Annotated in this window: 14 protein-coding genes; 11 read left to right on the top strand and 3 right to left on the bottom strand. The window is 66.5% G+C overall.

The features are described 5' to 3' along the window. From CPH93_RS03335 to CPH93_RS03305, 8 genes are all read left to right on the top strand, one after another. Positions 1 to 1,509, top strand: coding sequence for an MFS transporter (locus CPH93_RS03335; RefSeq protein ID WP_197708733.1), 1,509 nt, complete (start codon positions 1 to 3; stop codon positions 1,507 to 1,509). Between the two features lie 407 nt (positions 1,510 to 1,916). After that, positions 1,917 to 2,345 (top strand): RidA family protein, encoded by a 429-nt coding sequence (locus CPH93_RS03330; RefSeq protein ID WP_197708732.1) that lies wholly within the window; start codon positions 1,917 to 1,919, stop codon positions 2,343 to 2,345. Positions 2,346 to 2,366: 21 nt separating this feature from the next. Beyond that, a complete protein-coding gene (locus tag CPH93_RS03325) occupies positions 2,367 to 3,716 on the top strand; it encodes a 3-phosphoshikimate 1-carboxyvinyltransferase (RefSeq protein ID WP_096211879.1) in 1,350 nt (449 codons plus the stop codon). Positions 3,717 to 3,826: 110 nt separating this feature from the next. Beyond that, positions 3,827 to 5,128, top strand: a complete 1,302-nt coding sequence (aroA, locus tag CPH93_RS03320) for a 3-phosphoshikimate 1-carboxyvinyltransferase (RefSeq protein WP_096211878.1) — start codon at positions 3,827 to 3,829, stop codon at positions 5,126 to 5,128. Between the two features lie 19 nt (positions 5,129 to 5,147). Beyond that, positions 5,148 to 6,692 (top strand): asparagine synthetase B family protein, encoded by a 1,545-nt coding sequence (locus tag CPH93_RS03315; RefSeq protein WP_096211877.1) that lies wholly within the window; start codon positions 5,148 to 5,150, stop codon positions 6,690 to 6,692. Between the two features lie 113 nt (positions 6,693 to 6,805). Then, on the top strand, positions 6,806 to 8,131 hold the full coding sequence (aroA, locus tag CPH93_RS03310) for a 3-phosphoshikimate 1-carboxyvinyltransferase (RefSeq protein ID WP_096211876.1): 1,326 nt from the start codon (positions 6,806 to 6,808) through the stop codon (positions 8,129 to 8,131). Between the two features lie 614 nt (positions 8,132 to 8,745). Continuing rightward, entirely contained in the window at positions 8,746 to 8,877 is a 132-nt protein-coding gene (locus CPH93_RS37195; RefSeq protein WP_269460142.1) for a hypothetical protein, read from the top strand. Next, positions 8,874 to 9,410 (top strand): RNA polymerase sigma factor, encoded by a 537-nt coding sequence (locus CPH93_RS03305; protein WP_159394954.1) that lies wholly within the window; start codon positions 8,874 to 8,876, stop codon positions 9,408 to 9,410. Before CPH93_RS37195 ends, CPH93_RS03305 begins: the two co-directional genes overlap by 4 nt. A 63-nt stretch (positions 9,411 to 9,473) precedes the next feature. Here the strand turns inward: CPH93_RS03305 and CPH93_RS03300 are convergent, their stop codons facing one another. From CPH93_RS03300 to folE, 3 genes are all read right to left on the bottom strand, one after another. Next, a complete protein-coding gene (locus CPH93_RS03300) occupies positions 9,474 to 10,157 on the bottom strand; it encodes an NUDIX hydrolase (RefSeq protein ID WP_096211874.1) in 684 nt (227 codons plus the stop codon). 78 nt (positions 10,158 to 10,235) lie between these two features. After that, positions 10,236 to 11,459, bottom strand: coding sequence for an MFS transporter (locus CPH93_RS03295; protein ID WP_231977163.1), 1,224 nt, complete (start codon positions 11,457 to 11,459; stop codon positions 10,236 to 10,238). Between the two features lie 203 nt (positions 11,460 to 11,662). Further along, entirely contained in the window at positions 11,663 to 12,196 is a 534-nt protein-coding gene (gene folE, locus CPH93_RS03290) for a GTP cyclohydrolase I (RefSeq protein WP_093487245.1), read from the bottom strand. A 773-nt stretch (positions 12,197 to 12,969) separates the two neighbouring features. Here folE and CPH93_RS03280 point away from each other — a divergent pair. From CPH93_RS03280 to CPH93_RS03270, 3 genes are all read left to right on the top strand, one after another. Continuing rightward, positions 12,970 to 13,518 carry a hypothetical protein gene (locus CPH93_RS03280; protein ID WP_159394953.1) on the top strand — a complete coding sequence of 183 codons (549 nt, stop codon included), beginning with the start codon at positions 12,970 to 12,972 and terminating at the stop codon, positions 13,516 to 13,518. Positions 13,519 to 14,014: 496 nt separating this feature from the next. After that, positions 14,015 to 14,482: a hypothetical protein gene (locus CPH93_RS03275; protein WP_231977162.1), complete on the top strand. Its 468-nt coding sequence runs from the start codon at positions 14,015 to 14,017 to the stop codon at positions 14,480 to 14,482. Between the two features lie 43 nt (positions 14,483 to 14,525). Then, on the top strand, positions 14,526 to 16,172 hold the full coding sequence (locus CPH93_RS03270; RefSeq protein WP_331716978.1) for a S1 family peptidase: 1,647 nt from the start codon (positions 14,526 to 14,528) through the stop codon (positions 16,170 to 16,172). Positions 16,173 to 16,644: the final 472 nt, after the last annotated feature.

The raw sequence follows: 16,644 nt of genomic DNA, 5'->3' as shown, positions 1-16,644 counted from the left end.
GTGTTGACTGAGACCAAACAGACGACCCCTCACCGATGGGCGGCGCTGGGCGTGCTGTGCGCCAGCCTGCTCATGGTCGGGATGGACCTGACGGTGCTGCATGTGGCGGTGCCGACGATCAGCAGAGAGCTCTTGCCGAGCGGATCCGAGCTCCTCTGGATCGTCGACAGTTATGCGCTCACCGTGGCCGCCGGGCTGATCACCTGCGGGACACTCGGGGACCGGTTCGGGCGCAAGCGGATGCTGATGGCCGGCTTCGTGGTCTTCGGACTCGCGTCGGCGGGCGCGGCGCTGTCGGTCGTTCCGGGGCAGTTGATCGCTGCTCGGGCGGCACTCGGTGTCGGGGGCGCGATGATCATGGCGAGCACCCCCGCCGTCATCAGGGCCGTATTCCCCGACGACCGGGAGCGGTCGGTGGCGATCGGTCTGTGGACCGCGGCGAACAGCGTGGGAGTCTCCGTGGGGCCGCTCCTGGGCGGGCTGTTGATCGAGCACTTCTGGTGGGGTTCCGTGTTCCTGGTCAACGTGCCGATCGTGGTGCTCGCCGTGGTCGGGGGCGCCCTGCTGGTGCCCGAGTCGCGCAACACCCGGTCGCACCCGTGGGACGCGGTCAGCGCCGGGATGTCGGCCGTGGGGCTCGGCACCGTCGTGTACGCCTTCCAGCAGCTGGGCGAGCACGACGGGTCTCAGCCGGTGGTCTGGGCCACCGCGCTCCTCGGCGTGGCGCTCCTGGTCGGTTTCGTCGTCCGGCAGCGCCGGATCCGCCACCCGCTGCTGGACGTCACACAGTTCGCCGACCGCGGGTTCTCTCTCTCCGCGCTGTGCATCCTGGGGTGCTACGGCGCGTACACCGCGCTGCTCTTCCTGCTCACCCAGCGCTTCCAACTCCTGGAGGGGTATTCGCCCTTGGGCGCAGGCCTGGCTCTGGTGCCGTTGGCGCTGGCCAACGCCGGCGGCGCGGCCTTGGCGCCGCGCTTCGCCGCGCGGTGGGGACGCCGGCGGGGCTTGTCCGGTGGACTGTTGCTGGGCGCGCTGGCACTGGCCGCGTTCACGCTGTTCGGTGCAACGGGCAACTACCTGGCCCTGGTGGCCGCGGGACTCGGCTCCGGAACGGTCATGACACTGGGCTCGGACGCGATCATGGGCACGGCGAAACCTGAGCGGGCAGGCGAGGCCGGAGCCGTTCAGGAAACCTCCTTCTCTCTCGGGGCGGGGCTCGGCCTCGCGGTCCTGGGAACCGTGCTGTCCCTGGTGTACCGCTCCGACTTCGCCCCCGTGTCCGGCGCCTCGGCGCAGCAGTGGGACACCGCACGCAGCTCGCTCGGCGCCGCGACTGAAGTGGCCGCACAGACTGGCGGCCGGGTCGGCGAAGGGCTGCAGAGCGCTGCCGAGCACGCCTTCGACGCCGGCTTCGCGGTGGCGACCGGGAGCGCCGCCGCCGTCCTCGCACTGCTGGGCGTCATGGCCTGGCGAGGGTTGCGCGAATCCGGCAGCCGCGAGCACAACTGACGTCTGCGCACCGGGACATTCCTCTGCTTTGGGCGTCCAGAATTCCGTGCAACGGAGCGCGGGGCAAGCAATTTTCGGGCGCTGCGACCTTCATGTCGATTCGCTATCCGGCCTGCGCCGGGTAACCCCGGGCATGCGCTGCCCGCTGACCGATCAGCTCCGAAATTCGCCACCGGTTAAATCCCTGACCCAATGGACCCCCGTAGCGCCATAAAGCCTTGCGGACGCAGTGCCGCAGGGCTCTTCGGCATGCTCTGAATTGCGTATTTCTGAAGTGTGAACCTTTCGCCGAAGTTCATTGACAGCGGATTCCTCGCTATGATCCAGTGATCTTACGGCCGCACCCGGTTCTGGACTTTTCACGTTCCCCGGGATCGCGGAAGACGAGAATGGGAAAGGTGACGCACGTGACAACTTTCGAGCAGGTTTCGACGCCCGTCGCGAATTCCACCACGAAACGGGATACCGTCTACAGCAGCTCGCTGTGGGAGCCGCAGATGGGATACGCCCGCGGTGTACGTGTCGGCAACCAGATCTTCATCGCCGGCACCGTCGCGTCCGATGGCGAGGGCCGCGCCCAGGGCGACGACGCCTACCAGCAGACCGACTTCATCATCCGGAAGATTCAGGGAGCTCTGCAGGACCTGGGGGGCGAACTCGAGCACGTGGTCAGCACGATGACCCACCTCAGCGACTTCAGCCACTTCGACGACTACTGCCGGGCCCACAAGGAGCACTTCGGGGCCGTTCCGCCGGTGAACACCACGATTCAGGCCCAAATGGTTCGTCCGCATTTCCTGGTGGAAGTCACCGCTACCGCGATCGTTCCATGCTGACCCGAACAAGATTGGTGAAAAATGGGTACGACGAGCATCAGTCCGGCGACCGAGCGCATAGCTGGAACCGCCCGGATCCCGCAGTCCAAGCCACATATGCAGCGAGCCTTGCTGCTGAGTCTCTTAGCGAATGCGCCGAGTGTCATCGTTCACCCGGCGTGGTCTTCGGAGGCCCGCAGCCTCTTCGAGTCGGCTCAGGAATTCGGGCTCGCCATCAATAGCCACGATACGCATATGCTGGGTGTTTCCGGCGTGGGGAAATCGCTCTCCGCGAGGAACGCGAAGGTACCTGTCGTGGGTTCGGCTTTCAATTTCCGTACCATGGCGGCGGTGGCCTGTCTGTCGCCGGGGGAGACCGTAATAGAGGGCAACGCGTCGATGCTCACCCGACCGGTCAGGGAGTTCTTGAGCTTCATCCCCGAACTCGGTGGCACCGTCGACGACATCAGTGACCCTGCACATTTGAGGGTCCGGGTGCGGGGCAGCCGGCGCCTCGGCGGAACCACCACGGTCGACACCCGGCACAGTTCGCAGGTGTTGACGAGCGTGTTACTGGTCGCGCCACTGGCCGACGAGGCCGTACGCATCCAGTGCACCGATCCTGGCCCGGTTGGCGAGGGATATGTCGACCTGACCGTGGCGATGATGCGGGAGCAAGGCGCCCTCGTCGAGCGGGACGGTTCGGCTTTCCTGGTCCGACCCAGCGCGTACGGGTCCCGGGTCCACCACCTGGCCTCCGATTTCACTGCGCTGTCCTACCTGGCCGGTGCGGTGGCCACGGCCCGGGACGGACAGATCACCATCGCCGACTACTACCCATCGACGCTGTCGTCCGAGAGCGAATTCCTAAGTGTGCTGGACCGGCTCGGCCTCCGCACCACGTACGACCCGGTGCAGCGCTCTTTGCACATCGACCGGACCGCGCCGGCCGCGCACCATGTCGAGATCGACGGACGGAACATCCCGACCGTGGTACCGACCCTGGCCGCCGTCGCGCCGTTCATCGACGCGCGGGTCACGCTGCGCAACGCGGCGCACGTCAACAACCACAAGTGCCGGCGCGTGGAGGTGATGGTCCGTGAGCTCCGGCAGATGGGGTGTGCCATCGACCCCACGTACGACAGCGCCGGCCGCATCGACGGATTCACCGCTCAAGGCCGCCAGTCCCCGGTCGGTGGGACCACCGTCGCCAGCCACGGTGACCACCGCATCTTCCTGAGCCTGGCGACGGCGGCACTCGGCTGCCGACGGCCGACCGCGGTCGACGGCACGGAGCACCTCCACGCCAGCTTCCCCGACTACCTCGACGTGTTGGCAGACATTGGTGCCACCACTGGCGCCCCGGCCCGCGGTGACCTGATCACGACCTGATCGTCAGTTGGGCACCGAGCCGCCACCCGCGGCCGCCGGTGTCCCACCCTGAGCCGGCGCGAACAGGCCCGGACTCCGCACGCATTCGACCTGAGGAAGAGGAACCGGACATGGACTTCCTTCAGTACAAGGCGCTGCACGTGCATGCGGCGAAGAACCTCAAGGGAAGCGTTACCCCGCCCGCGTCCAAGAGCTACTCGGCCCGGGCCGTACTGGCCGCCGCGCTCGCCCCGGGAAAGAGCGAGATCGACAACATCGCGAATAGCCAGAACGTTCGAGCCATGATTGACAGCTGCAAGGTGCTCGGTGCCGGCATCGAGTTTTCCCGGCCGGACCACCTGGTGGTGACCGGGGTAGAGCGGCAGAAGGACGGCGCCACGGTCAACCCGGGAAACTCCGGGGTCGTTCTGCGACTCCTAATGGGAGCCACCGCGACGCTGCGGCAGACCACCTTCATCACTCCGTACGCCGACTCGCTCGGGCGCCGGTCGAACAGCGAGATGGTCGATGCCCTGCGCACGCTGGGCGTCGAGGTGCAGGCGGCCGAGGAAGGGCGCCTGCCCATCACCCTCGACGGCACCCATGTCCACGGGGGCGAGGTCAGTGTCAACAGCAGGCGCAGCTCGCAGTTCCTCAGCGGGCTGCTCTTCCTCGGCGGACTGCTCGACGAGCAGCTCACGGTGACGGTGCCGGACGAGCTGAAGGCCCCGGCCCCCGTCCACACCACGCTGAACGTCCTGCGCAGCACCGGTGTGGGCGTAACGGCCGCCGACGACCTGATGACTTTCACGCTCGATCCGGACTCCCGCTTCCAGCCCACGCACCACCGAGTCGGGTCGGACCCCGCGAGCACGGCGGCGCTGCTCGCCATCGCCTCCGCCGTCGACTCCACCGTTGACATCGAGCACCACGGTCTTGAAGAACTGGACGGAGTGCTGGACCACCTCCAGAGCATGGGAGTGTCCATCGAGGTGGGTAAGGAAAGCCTGCGGGTTCGCGGCGGGGGCGAGTTGACGCCGGTCGACTTCGACGGCTCCTTGGCGCCGGACGCCGTCCTGCCGCTCGCCGCTCTCGCGGCACACGCCGACGGCACCAGTCGTTTCCGCAACATCGAGCACATCCGTTACAAGGAGTGCGACCGGATCAGCGACTTCCGCCGTGAGCTGGAGCGGGCCGGCATCGCCGCCGAGGAGAAGCGCGACGAACTGGTCGTCCACGGTTCGCCCCAGGGCGTCGCCGGAGGAGTCACGGTCGACAGCCACTACGACCACGCTGTGGTCATGGCGATGAGTCTGGTCGCACTGCGCAGCCGGGACGGCCTGACGATCACCGATCCCCAGTACGTCGCCCAGACCTACCCGGGCTTTTTCGAACAGTTGCAGCGCATCGGCGGCAGCGTCACCACCTTATAGCTGAGGAGTACGGCAGACCATGTGCGGAATCGCAGCAATCATCGCCCCCCGCGCGAGCGAGGAGAGCCCGGAGCAGATCGCAGGCCGAGAGGCAGAACTGGTCGCGATGCTCGAACCGATCCGGCACCGCGGCGATCAAGAGTGCTTCGCGGAGCGCTGGGCCGAATCCGGGCTGGCCCTGGGAACCAACCGGCTGGCCATCGTCGACCGGGAGCACGCCCGGCAACCGCAGACCGACCTCCATCACCAGGTCTGGGTCGCCTATAACGGTGAGCTCTACGGCTTCCAGGGCGTCCGGGAAGAGCTGGAGGATCTCGGACACAAGTTCCGTACCGACTCCGACACCGAGATCCTGGTCCACGCCTACCTGGAATGGGGGCCGCGACTCCTGGACCGGCTCAACGGCATGTTCGCCTTCGTGCTCTTCGACACACGCGACGGCTCGTTCCTGGCGGCGCGCGACCACATAGGCATCAAACCGCTCTACTACGTACAGCAGGACGGCACCTACTACTTCGCCTCCGAGCAGAAATGCCTGCTCACGTACGCGGGCGACATCCGTACCGTACGCCCCGGCACGTACCTGGAGAGCGGGGACGAGCGACGGTACTTCAGCCTCGACGCACACGAGCGCGCGGCGCCCGGGCAGCCCATCGACGAGCGTGAGGCGGTCGCCACCTACCGCCGGCTGTTCGACGACGCCGTCCGGCGGCAGGTCGACACCGACCTGCCGGTCGCGGTTACCTTCAGCGGTGGGATAGACAGCGCCGCGGTGCTGTGCGCGGCCCGGCAGTTCCACCCCGATGTGACGGCGCTGACCATCGGATTCGAAGGGTCCGCGGACATCGAGGTGGCCGAATGCTACTGTGCCGAGAACGGCATTCCGCACATCGTCTCCTACCTCGACCGTCGGGAATTGGTGGACGTCATCCCTGAGATCGTGCGCGGCGCCGAGTTCTTCGAGGCGATCGACGCGATGGACACCTGTGTCGGCTACTTCGCCTTCCGGCTCGCCAGGCAGCACGGCTTCAAGCTCGCCCTGTGCGGAGAAGGCAGCGATGAAGTCATGGCCGGCTACGACCTGTTCAAGACCCACGAGAAGCCCGCCGAGCTGATGCGGTATCGGGTGCACAACTTGCACCGCACTGACCTACAGCGGGTGGACCGGTCGAGCATGATGAATTCCGTGGAGACGCGAGTCCCGTTCATGGACCGGTACCTCCTGGAATTCGCCTACTCCGCGCCGATGAGCCTGAAGCTGCGCGAAGGGACGGACAAATGGCTGCTGCGTGAGGCGTTCCGGGAACGGCTGCCGGACTACCTCGTGGACCGCCCCAAGATACGAATGCCCGACGGCAGCGGCCTGAAGAACACCCTGGTGGAGTACGCCCGTGAACAGACCGGGTTCGACCCGGAGATCGGGCACCAGCTCGGCATCGACACGCTCGAAGGAGCATTCTTCCTGCACCAGTACCTGGAGGCCGGATTCCCGATGCCTCACGAGCGCTTCAAGCGGCCCGGCTATGACTACTCCGCCAACGGCTACTTCGAGTTCATCTCGTAAGGACCCCCGCGACCTCGCGGAGACCCCTCACCGGGGTGCCGCGGCCTCTCGTGGGCCCCGCACCCCGGTGCTGCGGGCAGCTCACTGACCGGAACCCAGGATTGGCTCAGCACATGACGCTGCATGCTTATCGGCACACGTCCCGCCACCAGCCCACGGGGCAGACCCTCACGGACACCTCATGGCCCGCTCCCAGCACCGACTCCTCGGTGCGGGCGACGGTGTCCGTACCAGGGTCGAAGTCCCTCACCAACCGCGCACTGCTCATGGCCGCCCTTGCCGACGGCCGATCCACCATGCGCGGCCCGCTCCGCAGCCGGGACAGCGCCCTGATGGCCACTGCACTGCGCAGCCTCGGAACCACCATCGACGAAGCACCGGACGGCACCTGGCGGATCATCCCAGGTCCGCTCCGCGGCCCGGCCGACGTGAACTGCGGGCTGGCCGGCACCGTCATGCGGTTCCTCCCGCCGCTCGCGACCCTCGCTGAGGGCCCGGTGCACTTCGACGGAGATGCCCAGGCTCGTATGCGCCCCCAGGCCACCACCCTCAACTCACTGCGGCTGCTCGGCGCCAGAATCACCGGGAACGGCCTGCCGTTCGAGGTACACGGCACCGGCCGGCTGCTGGGTGGTGCCGTCACCGTCGACGCATCGAAGTCCTCGCAGTTCATCTCGGGACTGCTGCTCTCCGGCGCCCGCTTCGAGCAGGGCCTCGTAGTCCGGCATCGCGGCACGGCGATTCCCTCACTCCCGCACATCGACATGACCGTCCGTCTTCTAAGAGTGGCTGGAGTGGAGGTCGACGACACCACCCCGGACACCTGGCGGGTGGCGCGCGGGCCCCTCGCCGCGCTGGACATCGACATCGAACCCGACCTGTCCAATGCCGCCCCCTTCCTCGCCGCGGCCGCGGTGACCGGCGGGAGTGTCACCGTGCCCGGCTGGCCGGAGCGCACGACCCAGGCCGGCGACGCCATCCGCGACATTCTGGCCGCCATGGGCGCCACCTGGCACCGCACCGCACACGGTCTCACCGTGACCTCCACTGGCCACCTCCACGGCGTTGAGGTCGACCTGCACGACGTCGGCGAGCTCACCCCCACCGTCGCCGCCGTGGCAGCACTGGCGGAGGGGCCATCCTTCCTGCGCGGCGTGGCACATCTCCGCGGGCACGAGACGGACCGACTGGCTGCCCTCCAAGACGAGATCAACGGCCTCGGTGGCGCGGTGGCACAGACCGACGACGGCTTGCTCATCACTCCGCGCCCCCTGCACTCGGGCCGCTGGCACTCCTACGCCGACCACCGCATCGCTACCGCCGGCGCGATCATCGGCCTTCGCGTACCGGGGGTGCGGGTGGACGACATCACCACAACTGCCAAGACAATGCCTGACTTCACGCAGCTGTGGACATCGATGCTGAAACCTTCCCACTGAGTCTGCCCCCGAGGGTGCCGGGCCGCCACCTCTGCGTAGGCCGTGCCGAGGGCTGATGGAGTGTGGAGGCGAGATCGCGGGCCTGGACTGAGTGGTCCCGTCGGTCGCGAGCCGCTTGCCGACGGAGCTGCGGACAGAAATCTCCGAGCGTGAGTAAAACTCTCGCGCCTTGGTGAACGGCAATAGGAGTGACGAGGCACTCCCATGTCTCTCGTCTGGTCTGGTTGCCGGGCTTCGGGCAAGGAATGGTCGGCAACCAGACCGAGAACCTCAGACCGTGAGCGCATACCACGTGCAGGTGGCATGCGCCTTTAGTGCGGGACCTTTTCACTCATCAGACGACTTCTGCTTGTCGCGCATCGATCCGGCCCGGAAGTCTTCACGCGCACACCAGCTCCCCTCATGACCTCATGCCCGAAGCCCTGAGGGAAGCTGACCACAACTAGTCACATGGGAGTGCCATGACTGGGGAAGTAGCGCAGCCTTCTGCACCACCTCGCCGGCTGCGCGAAACGCGCAAATGGGTGCCAGCGGGTGCCGCAGCCGTCACTGAAGCCGCCCGGTACTTCGCGGAGCCTCAGTCGCCGTTGGACCGTGTCTGCGAGCACGCACATATGGCAGCTATGGGGGCGCTGGGGCTGCAGCTCGTCGTCATGATGGGCTACGGCCTGATCGAGGCGATGAAGTTGCGTGGTTCGTTCACAGTGACATGGGGCGACCAAGAGAAGGACGAGAGCAAGCCTTGAGGCGGCTCGTCCCGGAGATACGCGGCGAGACAGAGGGGGGCGAACCCTGTGCCTTGCCTCCGGGGTTTGAGGACTTCGTCCGTGCCCACCACAAACGGATGCTCGGCCTGGCCAGACACCGTCTCGGCGACAGTCATGACGCGGAGGAGGCGACGCAGGACGCGTTCCTGATCGCATACCGCAAGTGGGACACGCTGTTGAGTGCGCAGAACCCCATCGCTCTCTTCTACCGAATCCTCCAGAATTGCCTGACGGATCAGTACCGGCGGCGGGCCCGCCTCGCTCGACGGGAACAGCTGACCGCGGACCTCCCGGAGACCGAGGATCCTCAGGCACTCACCCTGGAAACGCCGTTTGCGATTACGGAGGCAATCGACCAATTGCCGACGAGACAGCGGGAGGTGATCACGCTGAAGTATCTACTTGGCTGGGAGAACCACGAGATTGCCGTCATGCTGGACATCTCCCACCCCACCGTCTCCCTCCACGCCAAAAGAGCGCGACAGAGGCTTCGCGACTGTCTGGGACTCTGAGTCCTCCGCAGAAACCCGCGCTGTCCAACTCACCGAGCTGCTTCCAGGCGTACGAGGAAGACGTCACGTCCGGGAACCGTCGTCCGAAGGGCCCTGCCTCGGCTTGCCAGGAGTACCCGGGACGGCAGGAAGGAGCCTCTCGGAGTGCCGATCGATGATGCGTTCCACCGCGAACGTCGTCTGGCGGGACCGCGCCTGGTCGAGAGTGAGCCAGACGGGCGCCTCGCCCTCCTCATTCACGGTCACTTCCGTATGGGCTCCTGATTCCCGGTGCTCATCGACCTCCAGAAGATAGGCGTGCCAACGATGCGCGTCGGAGCCCCTTCTACACACGTCTCCCTTCAAATACTCGTCTGCAACGAGCTGGAGGTCCCCGTTCGCGACGCGGATTCCGACCTCCTCCCACAGCTCCCGCGCGGCCGCGCACTTGGGTTCCTCCCCGCGTTCGACGTGGCCTGCGGGGACGGTCAGGGAGTAAGGAAAGGCGGTTCGCTGGAAGAAGAGAAACCTTGCTTGGCGGTCGCGTACGAATACACCGGCGCTCTCGTGCCAGTACTCGCCGTCTGCATCGGTCCACCAGCAGATGCGGGGGTCGACGACGATGGCTCGCTCCGCCTCGCGGCCGCATGAAGCGCAGGTGCAGCGTTTCCTTCCGTCCACGACGATCCATGTGACCGTCTCCGCGTGGCAGTACAGGCAGTACTCGCCATAGGCGTTGGCCCGCAATCGAAGGAAGTCGATTTTCATCCTGCCCTTTCCGAGGTGAAGGACTGCCGTCAGCTGCTACAGCCCAGCAGCCGGGAACGCCACCCGCCCGTGGCTCGGTCACGGTCTCGTGAAGTGGGGATTGTCGGCGTCCGCCGCCTTCCCCAGGGGTTCCGATCCTTCCCTCATGTCCATACCGTCCGGTGCGTCGCCCGACTGGGACACGCCGGATGTCGAACCAGTGGCGGACGTGCGCGCGGTCGTCAGCAGCAGAACCGTGCCCAGTCCGCCGAAGACCAGGGTCGCAGCAGCGACGGCGCCCCATCCCGCCGCAGCGATGACCAGTCCGAAGAGCGGTGGTCCCAGCAGAATCCCCACACTGCCGAGCTGGTTGAGGATGCCATTGGCGACGTCGACCTGCTCAGGACTGCTCACCGAGGCGGGGACGGCAGCGAAGACAGCGGAGATAAGCAGTCCGTCGACGACAAGAACAAGCGTGGCCGCTCCGCCGCTGACCGCGAGTGGGAATTCGGCCGAGAAGGCGGGGAGGCAGGCCACCGGCATCAACGCGCCCAGCAGGACCAGTGAGGAGAGGGCCAAGCCGCGCCGCAGCAGCCAACTGGCGGCGAGCCCTCCGATCGTGCTCCCCAGGCAGACGACTGCCATCACGGTACCGGTCACCGTCGGCGTAGCCCGCCGATGCTCGGTGAGAAAAGGCGGAAGCACCATCACCACGGCGACGCCGACCAGCGACAGACTTCCGTACGCCACGCCGAGCCTGAGCGCCCCGTTCCAGGCGCCGGCTTCGCGGTGAGCGCGCCGGACCGCCGTCCTCGGCTGCTTGGGCAGGACGGCCGTGAGTACTGCGGCCATGATCAGCGGACCCACTGCTGTGAGGGCGAGCCATTGCTTCCACGTCCACCAGGATGCCAGGGCTCCGCCCGTGGCCGCGGCGATGGCGAGCCCCGTCGGGACGCACGTGCCCCACAACGCGAGCGCTGCCGTTCGGATGCCGCCCTGCGTCATGCGGGTGAGAACGACCGGACCCGCCACGAACACCAGCAGGTAGCCGACTCCTTCAGCGATACGTGACCCCAGCAGCAATCCCCAGGATCCGGCGGTTGCGCTGCCGAGGGCTGCCACCGACATCACGAAGAGGCCCCAGGACAGGGACCGTTCGGCGCCGAAGCGGCGGACCCACCATGCCGCCGGGATGCCGAGGAGGGCGCTCACCGCCGTGATACTCGAGGTGGCCCATGCGAGCGCACCGGCTGACAGGCCCAGTGACGAACGCAGGGCGGAACCCGCCGGTGAGACGGCACCCAGGCCGACTGCCGCCAGCACACCGGCGAGCCATGTCGCCAGGGCGTACGTCCAGGGCGACGTCGAGGCGCGGCGGTGAGTGCCTCTCTTTCTGTCGCGCACGGGTTCTCCTTGTGCCGGCCGGCGCGTTGCCCCGCGCGGTCGGCCGTCGAGGGACTGGATGACCGGGGGTCGCGTGGCGGGAGGGATCACTGCGCACACACCTCCCGCCACGCGAGTCCGCATCAGTCGTCCAGGCCGAATCTGGCCATCAACTCCTGATCGCCTGCCACATAAGAGGTGTCGGTGGTCACGGTCTGGTCGGAGGGACCACGGCTGCACATGCACATGTGGCGGCTACGGGAGGTGACTTTTACGGCTTGTGCGCCGCCGGAGGACATGATCTCTTCAGCGATGTCCTTGACGAGGTACTCCTGGATCTGGAAGCGCTTGCTGAACGCCTGTACCAGACGAGGGAATTTCCCGAGTCCGAGGATGCGGTCACCGGGAACGTAGGAGATGTTGACCTTCCCGAAGAACGGCAGGAAGTGGTGGGCGCAGATCGAGAAGAAGTTGTTCTCCTGGATTCGCACCACGCCGGTGTGCTCGCCGTTCACCATGCAGGTGGTCTTGAGGATCTTCGAGGTGTCGATCTCATAGCCACTCAGCAGCTCTCGATAGGCCCGGACGATGCGGTCTTCGCACTCCGGGCCGCTGTACCACCCGAGTGCCCTCGTGTCGGTGGTGACATTAGTTTTGAGCCATTCTTCAATGGTCACTTGCGGCCTCCATTCCTGCTCGCACCAAGGGATCCGAATCCCGGTGGAGGCTTTTCACTATCCCCCCGCCCGCGTTCATTGAGAATATGCATTCATTAGCCCGCACTCGATCAGACCAATGTGCAGGTGATGCGCTAATGGCTAAGTATTTAAATCCGCACGGAGAATTGGCGTTTTCCTGACGATTGAACCGCGTGGGCGGAGGGAACGCGGGGCGCGAAGAGGAAGGGGAAAGGTAACTTCTGAGCGCCGGAGCACACCCGCTCACTCATCACGTCGTGCCGTGCGGGGGCCGATGCGCCCCACCCGGCCGGCGCTCGGTACGCGTAGCCGACGAACACGACGCGTTCACAGAAAAGTCAAACGACGCGTCACCACGCCGGCATTTCCTCCTGGTTGGCTGGAGCCGATCTGGCTGAATGCGCCCGTCGTGCTGGACAGAAAATCCAGGTCCTGTTCCGGTATTACGCCAAGTTTTGGGTCCGGAGCGCAGGACGATGCCAATCGTCTGATCGAAGACTCCATGCGGAAGTGGGGCGGGCGCTCGGACGCTGTCGATGATGCGCAGCGGGAATCCGACCCGGAAATGCTCCGGAAACGCCCCGGAACAGCTGGTCAGAGATGGGAAACCCGTGGGAGTTATGGGGATGGAGTGCATATATCTCCCCGCAGTGTGAGTGAGCGACGCGAAGGGCGTCTGACGTCATACCGGTTACGCCCCGGCCGCAGCGAGATCACATCCCCCAAGTCGTCGCCCGAGGTACGGTCTTCAAGTGATCTACCTGATTGGCGGCCCGCCACGGGTGGGCAAGAGCACCCTCGCGTGGATGCTGCTGGAGCGAGAAGGCCTCCCGGGATGCCCGACCGACGCTCTGGTGTCGATGCTGCAGCGCGCTGCGCCCGAGCACGGCGTACGGCATGGGACGCATCCGGACAAGGCGGTGCCCGCCCAGCCGTTCCTCATCGAGTTCATCCGTGCAGCTGCGGAGGCTCTCGATGACTCCGATCCCCAAGACGGCTATGTCGTCGAGGGCGACATCGTCACACCTGCGACGGCCACGGCGGCCGCAGGCCTCGGGTTGCCTCTGACCTCCGTCTTCCTCGGAAATACGAAGCTGACCCCCGAACACCTGCGAGCCGCCCCGGACTGGCTCGAGGGAGCGGATGACACCACCTACCGGGAGATCGCCGCGTGGGTCCGGGATCAGAGCACTGCCCTGCGTGAAGCGTGTGTGGCCGGCGGCCATGTCTACGTCGAGTTGGGGACCGGCTACCCGCAGGGCCTTGAGCGGGCGTACTCCACGCTGGTCGAGAGGACCTGAGCGTCCGGCGTCGCCACCCACGAAGACTTAGCGGGACACCCCTAATGTCTGTGGCGAGGCTGTCACCGTGGCCCGTCCGGGGCACCTGGCTGGTCCATAGCCGGATCGTGCCCCGCTCCTCGGTCGGTACGACACGCGGCGAGGTCATGGCCTGTTGGCGAGGAAGCGGCCATCCGCCAATGGTCCGGATCTCTCTCCCCCCGGCGCCCGTACGTCCTGGGGAGGCTCGCTGTCTCGCACCGAGGCGGCGAGGCCGGCGCCAGAGCCACCCCCCTTGCTCGTTCTCGACTCGTCAGGAAGCGAGCTCCGGTGCCCCGTATAGGCGGGAGTTGGCAACCATCGCCGTGAACGTGACCTAGGTGCGTTCACATATTCCTTACATGTGCTTTACCTCTTCACTGCAACGACACATGTTGACATCTGCCCCTTTGAATAGAAGGACACTGTGGTGATACCTCATGCCCGAAAGGCGCTGTTAACCAGCCTTGTTGGCGCAATGTCGCTGTCGGCTGTGATGGCCGGGCTGACCCTCGCGCAAGCCGCCCCGCAGGAAGATCCGCCCCCCTCAACCGCGGGCTCCGCCGCATCCGAGATGCCCTCCGCCGTCGAGGACTTCAGCTACCCGAACGCCGCGCGGATCCTGCAGGATCAGAAGATCACCCTGAAGCGGGGCGACGGTCACATCATGCTGACCGGCTGTGACTCCGCCTACGACATCATGGTCAAGTCCCGTACCGGAGCAGGGGAATTCTGTTTCGCGGTCCGTGGCACCAAGGGCTACCTGACGATGGAACTGGCCGACGCCTTCGGCATGTGGACCGTGGGGCACCCGGTGCAGGCCAAGATCACCGCTGACGGGAAGGAAACCGTCATCAACGCGCCCAAGAACGACTACAAGCCGTTGGGCGAGGCCGGCAGCTCCGAGAAGCGCTCGGTCCTTGTGGAACTCCGCGTCACCAGCTGACGCCGTCCGGCGGCAACGCCTCCGGGCAACAGTGGGCAGGGGCATGCAGATGAGCGTGCCGGAACTGCGCCCCTCTTCGATCGAACAGAAAGTGTCAGTGATGGGCAGACGTTCGCGCGCCGCGTGGATATCAGGATTATGCGCAGCCTCCCTCATGACGAGCGTGCCGGCGTACGCAGTGGCCGGTGGCAGCGCCGCCTCGAGCGGGGCCTACACGTTCGCCGTGAAACTTGACATCGGTGACGGCAAGCGCAGCTGCTCGGGCGCGCTGGTGGACAAGCAGTGGGTGCTCACCGCCGCCGGCTGCTTCGCCGATGACCCCAAGAGCCCGAAGGTCACCGAGGGCGCGCCGAAGTGGAAGACCACGGCGACCGTCGGCCGTACCGACCTGAGCGGTTCGGCAGGAACGGTCACCGACGTGACCCAGGTGGTGCCCTATCCGGGGCGCGATGTGGTGATGGTCCAGCTGGCCAAACCGGTCAGCGATGTCACGCCCATGGCCGTTGCCGCGGCTCCTCCCGCGCAGGGTGAGGAGTTGAAGGTCATCGGTTTTGGCCGGACCGCGACCGAGTGGGTGCCCGACAAGCTGCACGCGGCCGCCTTCGCGGTGGACGCCGTGCAGGACGGGAAGCTGGAGATCACCGGCAAGAGCGCGGCCGTGTGCCCGGGTGACACCGGCGGGCCGGCGCTGCGGGAAAGCGGTGGCCGGATGGAGCTGGTCGCCGTCAACAGCACCTCTTGGCAAGGCGGTTGTCTGGGAACCGACCCGGCCGAGACCCGTACGGGCGCCGTCGATGCCCGGGTGGACGATCTGGGCGCCTGGGTGCGGCAGGTGCGCTACCGCCCGGTCTTCGCCGCCGCGCCGTGGGAGAAGGCCACTCATATCGCCTCGGGGTATTTCACCGGCGGATCGGCCGGCGGTACCCGGCACATGGACATGATCGTGCGCTGGAGCGATGCGGAAGTCACCCTCTACCAGGGCTCCGACGACAAGGATCCCCGCCATCCCTTCTCCGCCGAGTACCAGCTGGCCGAGCCGCCGAAGCCGCCCAAGACGAGCATCTGGCAGCACGTCGAGCAGATCACCGGTGCGAGTTTCGGCGGCGGCTCGGACGGGCTGATCGTGCGCTGGGACGACGGCGAGCTGACGCAGTACACCCACGTCGACGCCAAGGGCTTCCACGGGGAGAAGCAGCTCGCCAAGGCCAAGAACACTCTCTGGCCGCACGCCACGCAGATCACCGCCGGCCGTTACTCGGCCAGCCAGCAGCGCGACGACCTGCTCGTGACCTGGGACGACGGCCGCGTCACTCTCCATCCCGACCTGGACACCAACGGCGTGGCGGACAAGGCGCAGAAGCTCCTCGTCAACAAGAACACCACGTGGACGCACGCCACCCAGATCAGCGCCGGAGAGTTCACCGGCAAGAAGACCATGGACCTGCTGGTGCGGTGGTCGGACGGCGAGGTCACCATCTATCCGGGCGTGGACACGGCCGGCCTCCACGGCGAGATCAATGTCCGGCCGAAGAAGTCCTACTGGACCAATGCGACCGTGGTGGGCGCCGGTGCGTTCGTCGCCAACGACCGAGCCAACGACGTCATCGTGAGATGGGCCAACGGGAAGGTCACCCTCTTCGCGGGTGTGGACACCACGGGGCTACACGCGGAATTCAAGGTCGGCGAATGAGCCGACGCCGCGTGACGCGACGGGGCGGCATGCTTCCCACCGCGTCACGCGGCACCGGCGGCACATCCGGGCGGCCCGGTTCGGTTGCCACCGCCTTCCTTCCCTGAGACCACAACGGAAAGCTCCATGAGACGCATACCGTGGATGCGCGCCACCGCCTTGGCCCTGTGCGCGTTATCGGCCGTCACCTCTTCGGCGGCCGCTCGTCCCCAAGGGGGATCAGATTCCCCTGGCTCGCAGCGTGCCACAACGAGCTCCACTGTCAGTCCACCGGTCACTGGGCACGGTCCTGCACATGGCACGGCCCAGGAGCAGCTCGACAACGCACGAGAGGCACAGCGGTACTGGACCCCGGAGCGCATCCGCGCCGCCGTTCCTGTGAACCCCGCCCACTCCCGTAGGACGGATACACCATCGCGGCCGGCCCCTGGCCAGCGGCAGAGGCGCTCGCTGGCCAACGAACCGACTCGCC

The organism is Streptomyces sp. 2323.1 (assembly GCF_900221035.1).
Taxonomy (GTDB): Bacteria; Actinomycetota; Actinomycetes; order Streptomycetales; family Streptomycetaceae; genus Streptomyces; species Streptomyces sioyaensis.
The sequence above is the reverse complement of the archived record's forward strand: the minus strand, read 5'-3'. Positions and strand labels throughout refer to the sequence as shown.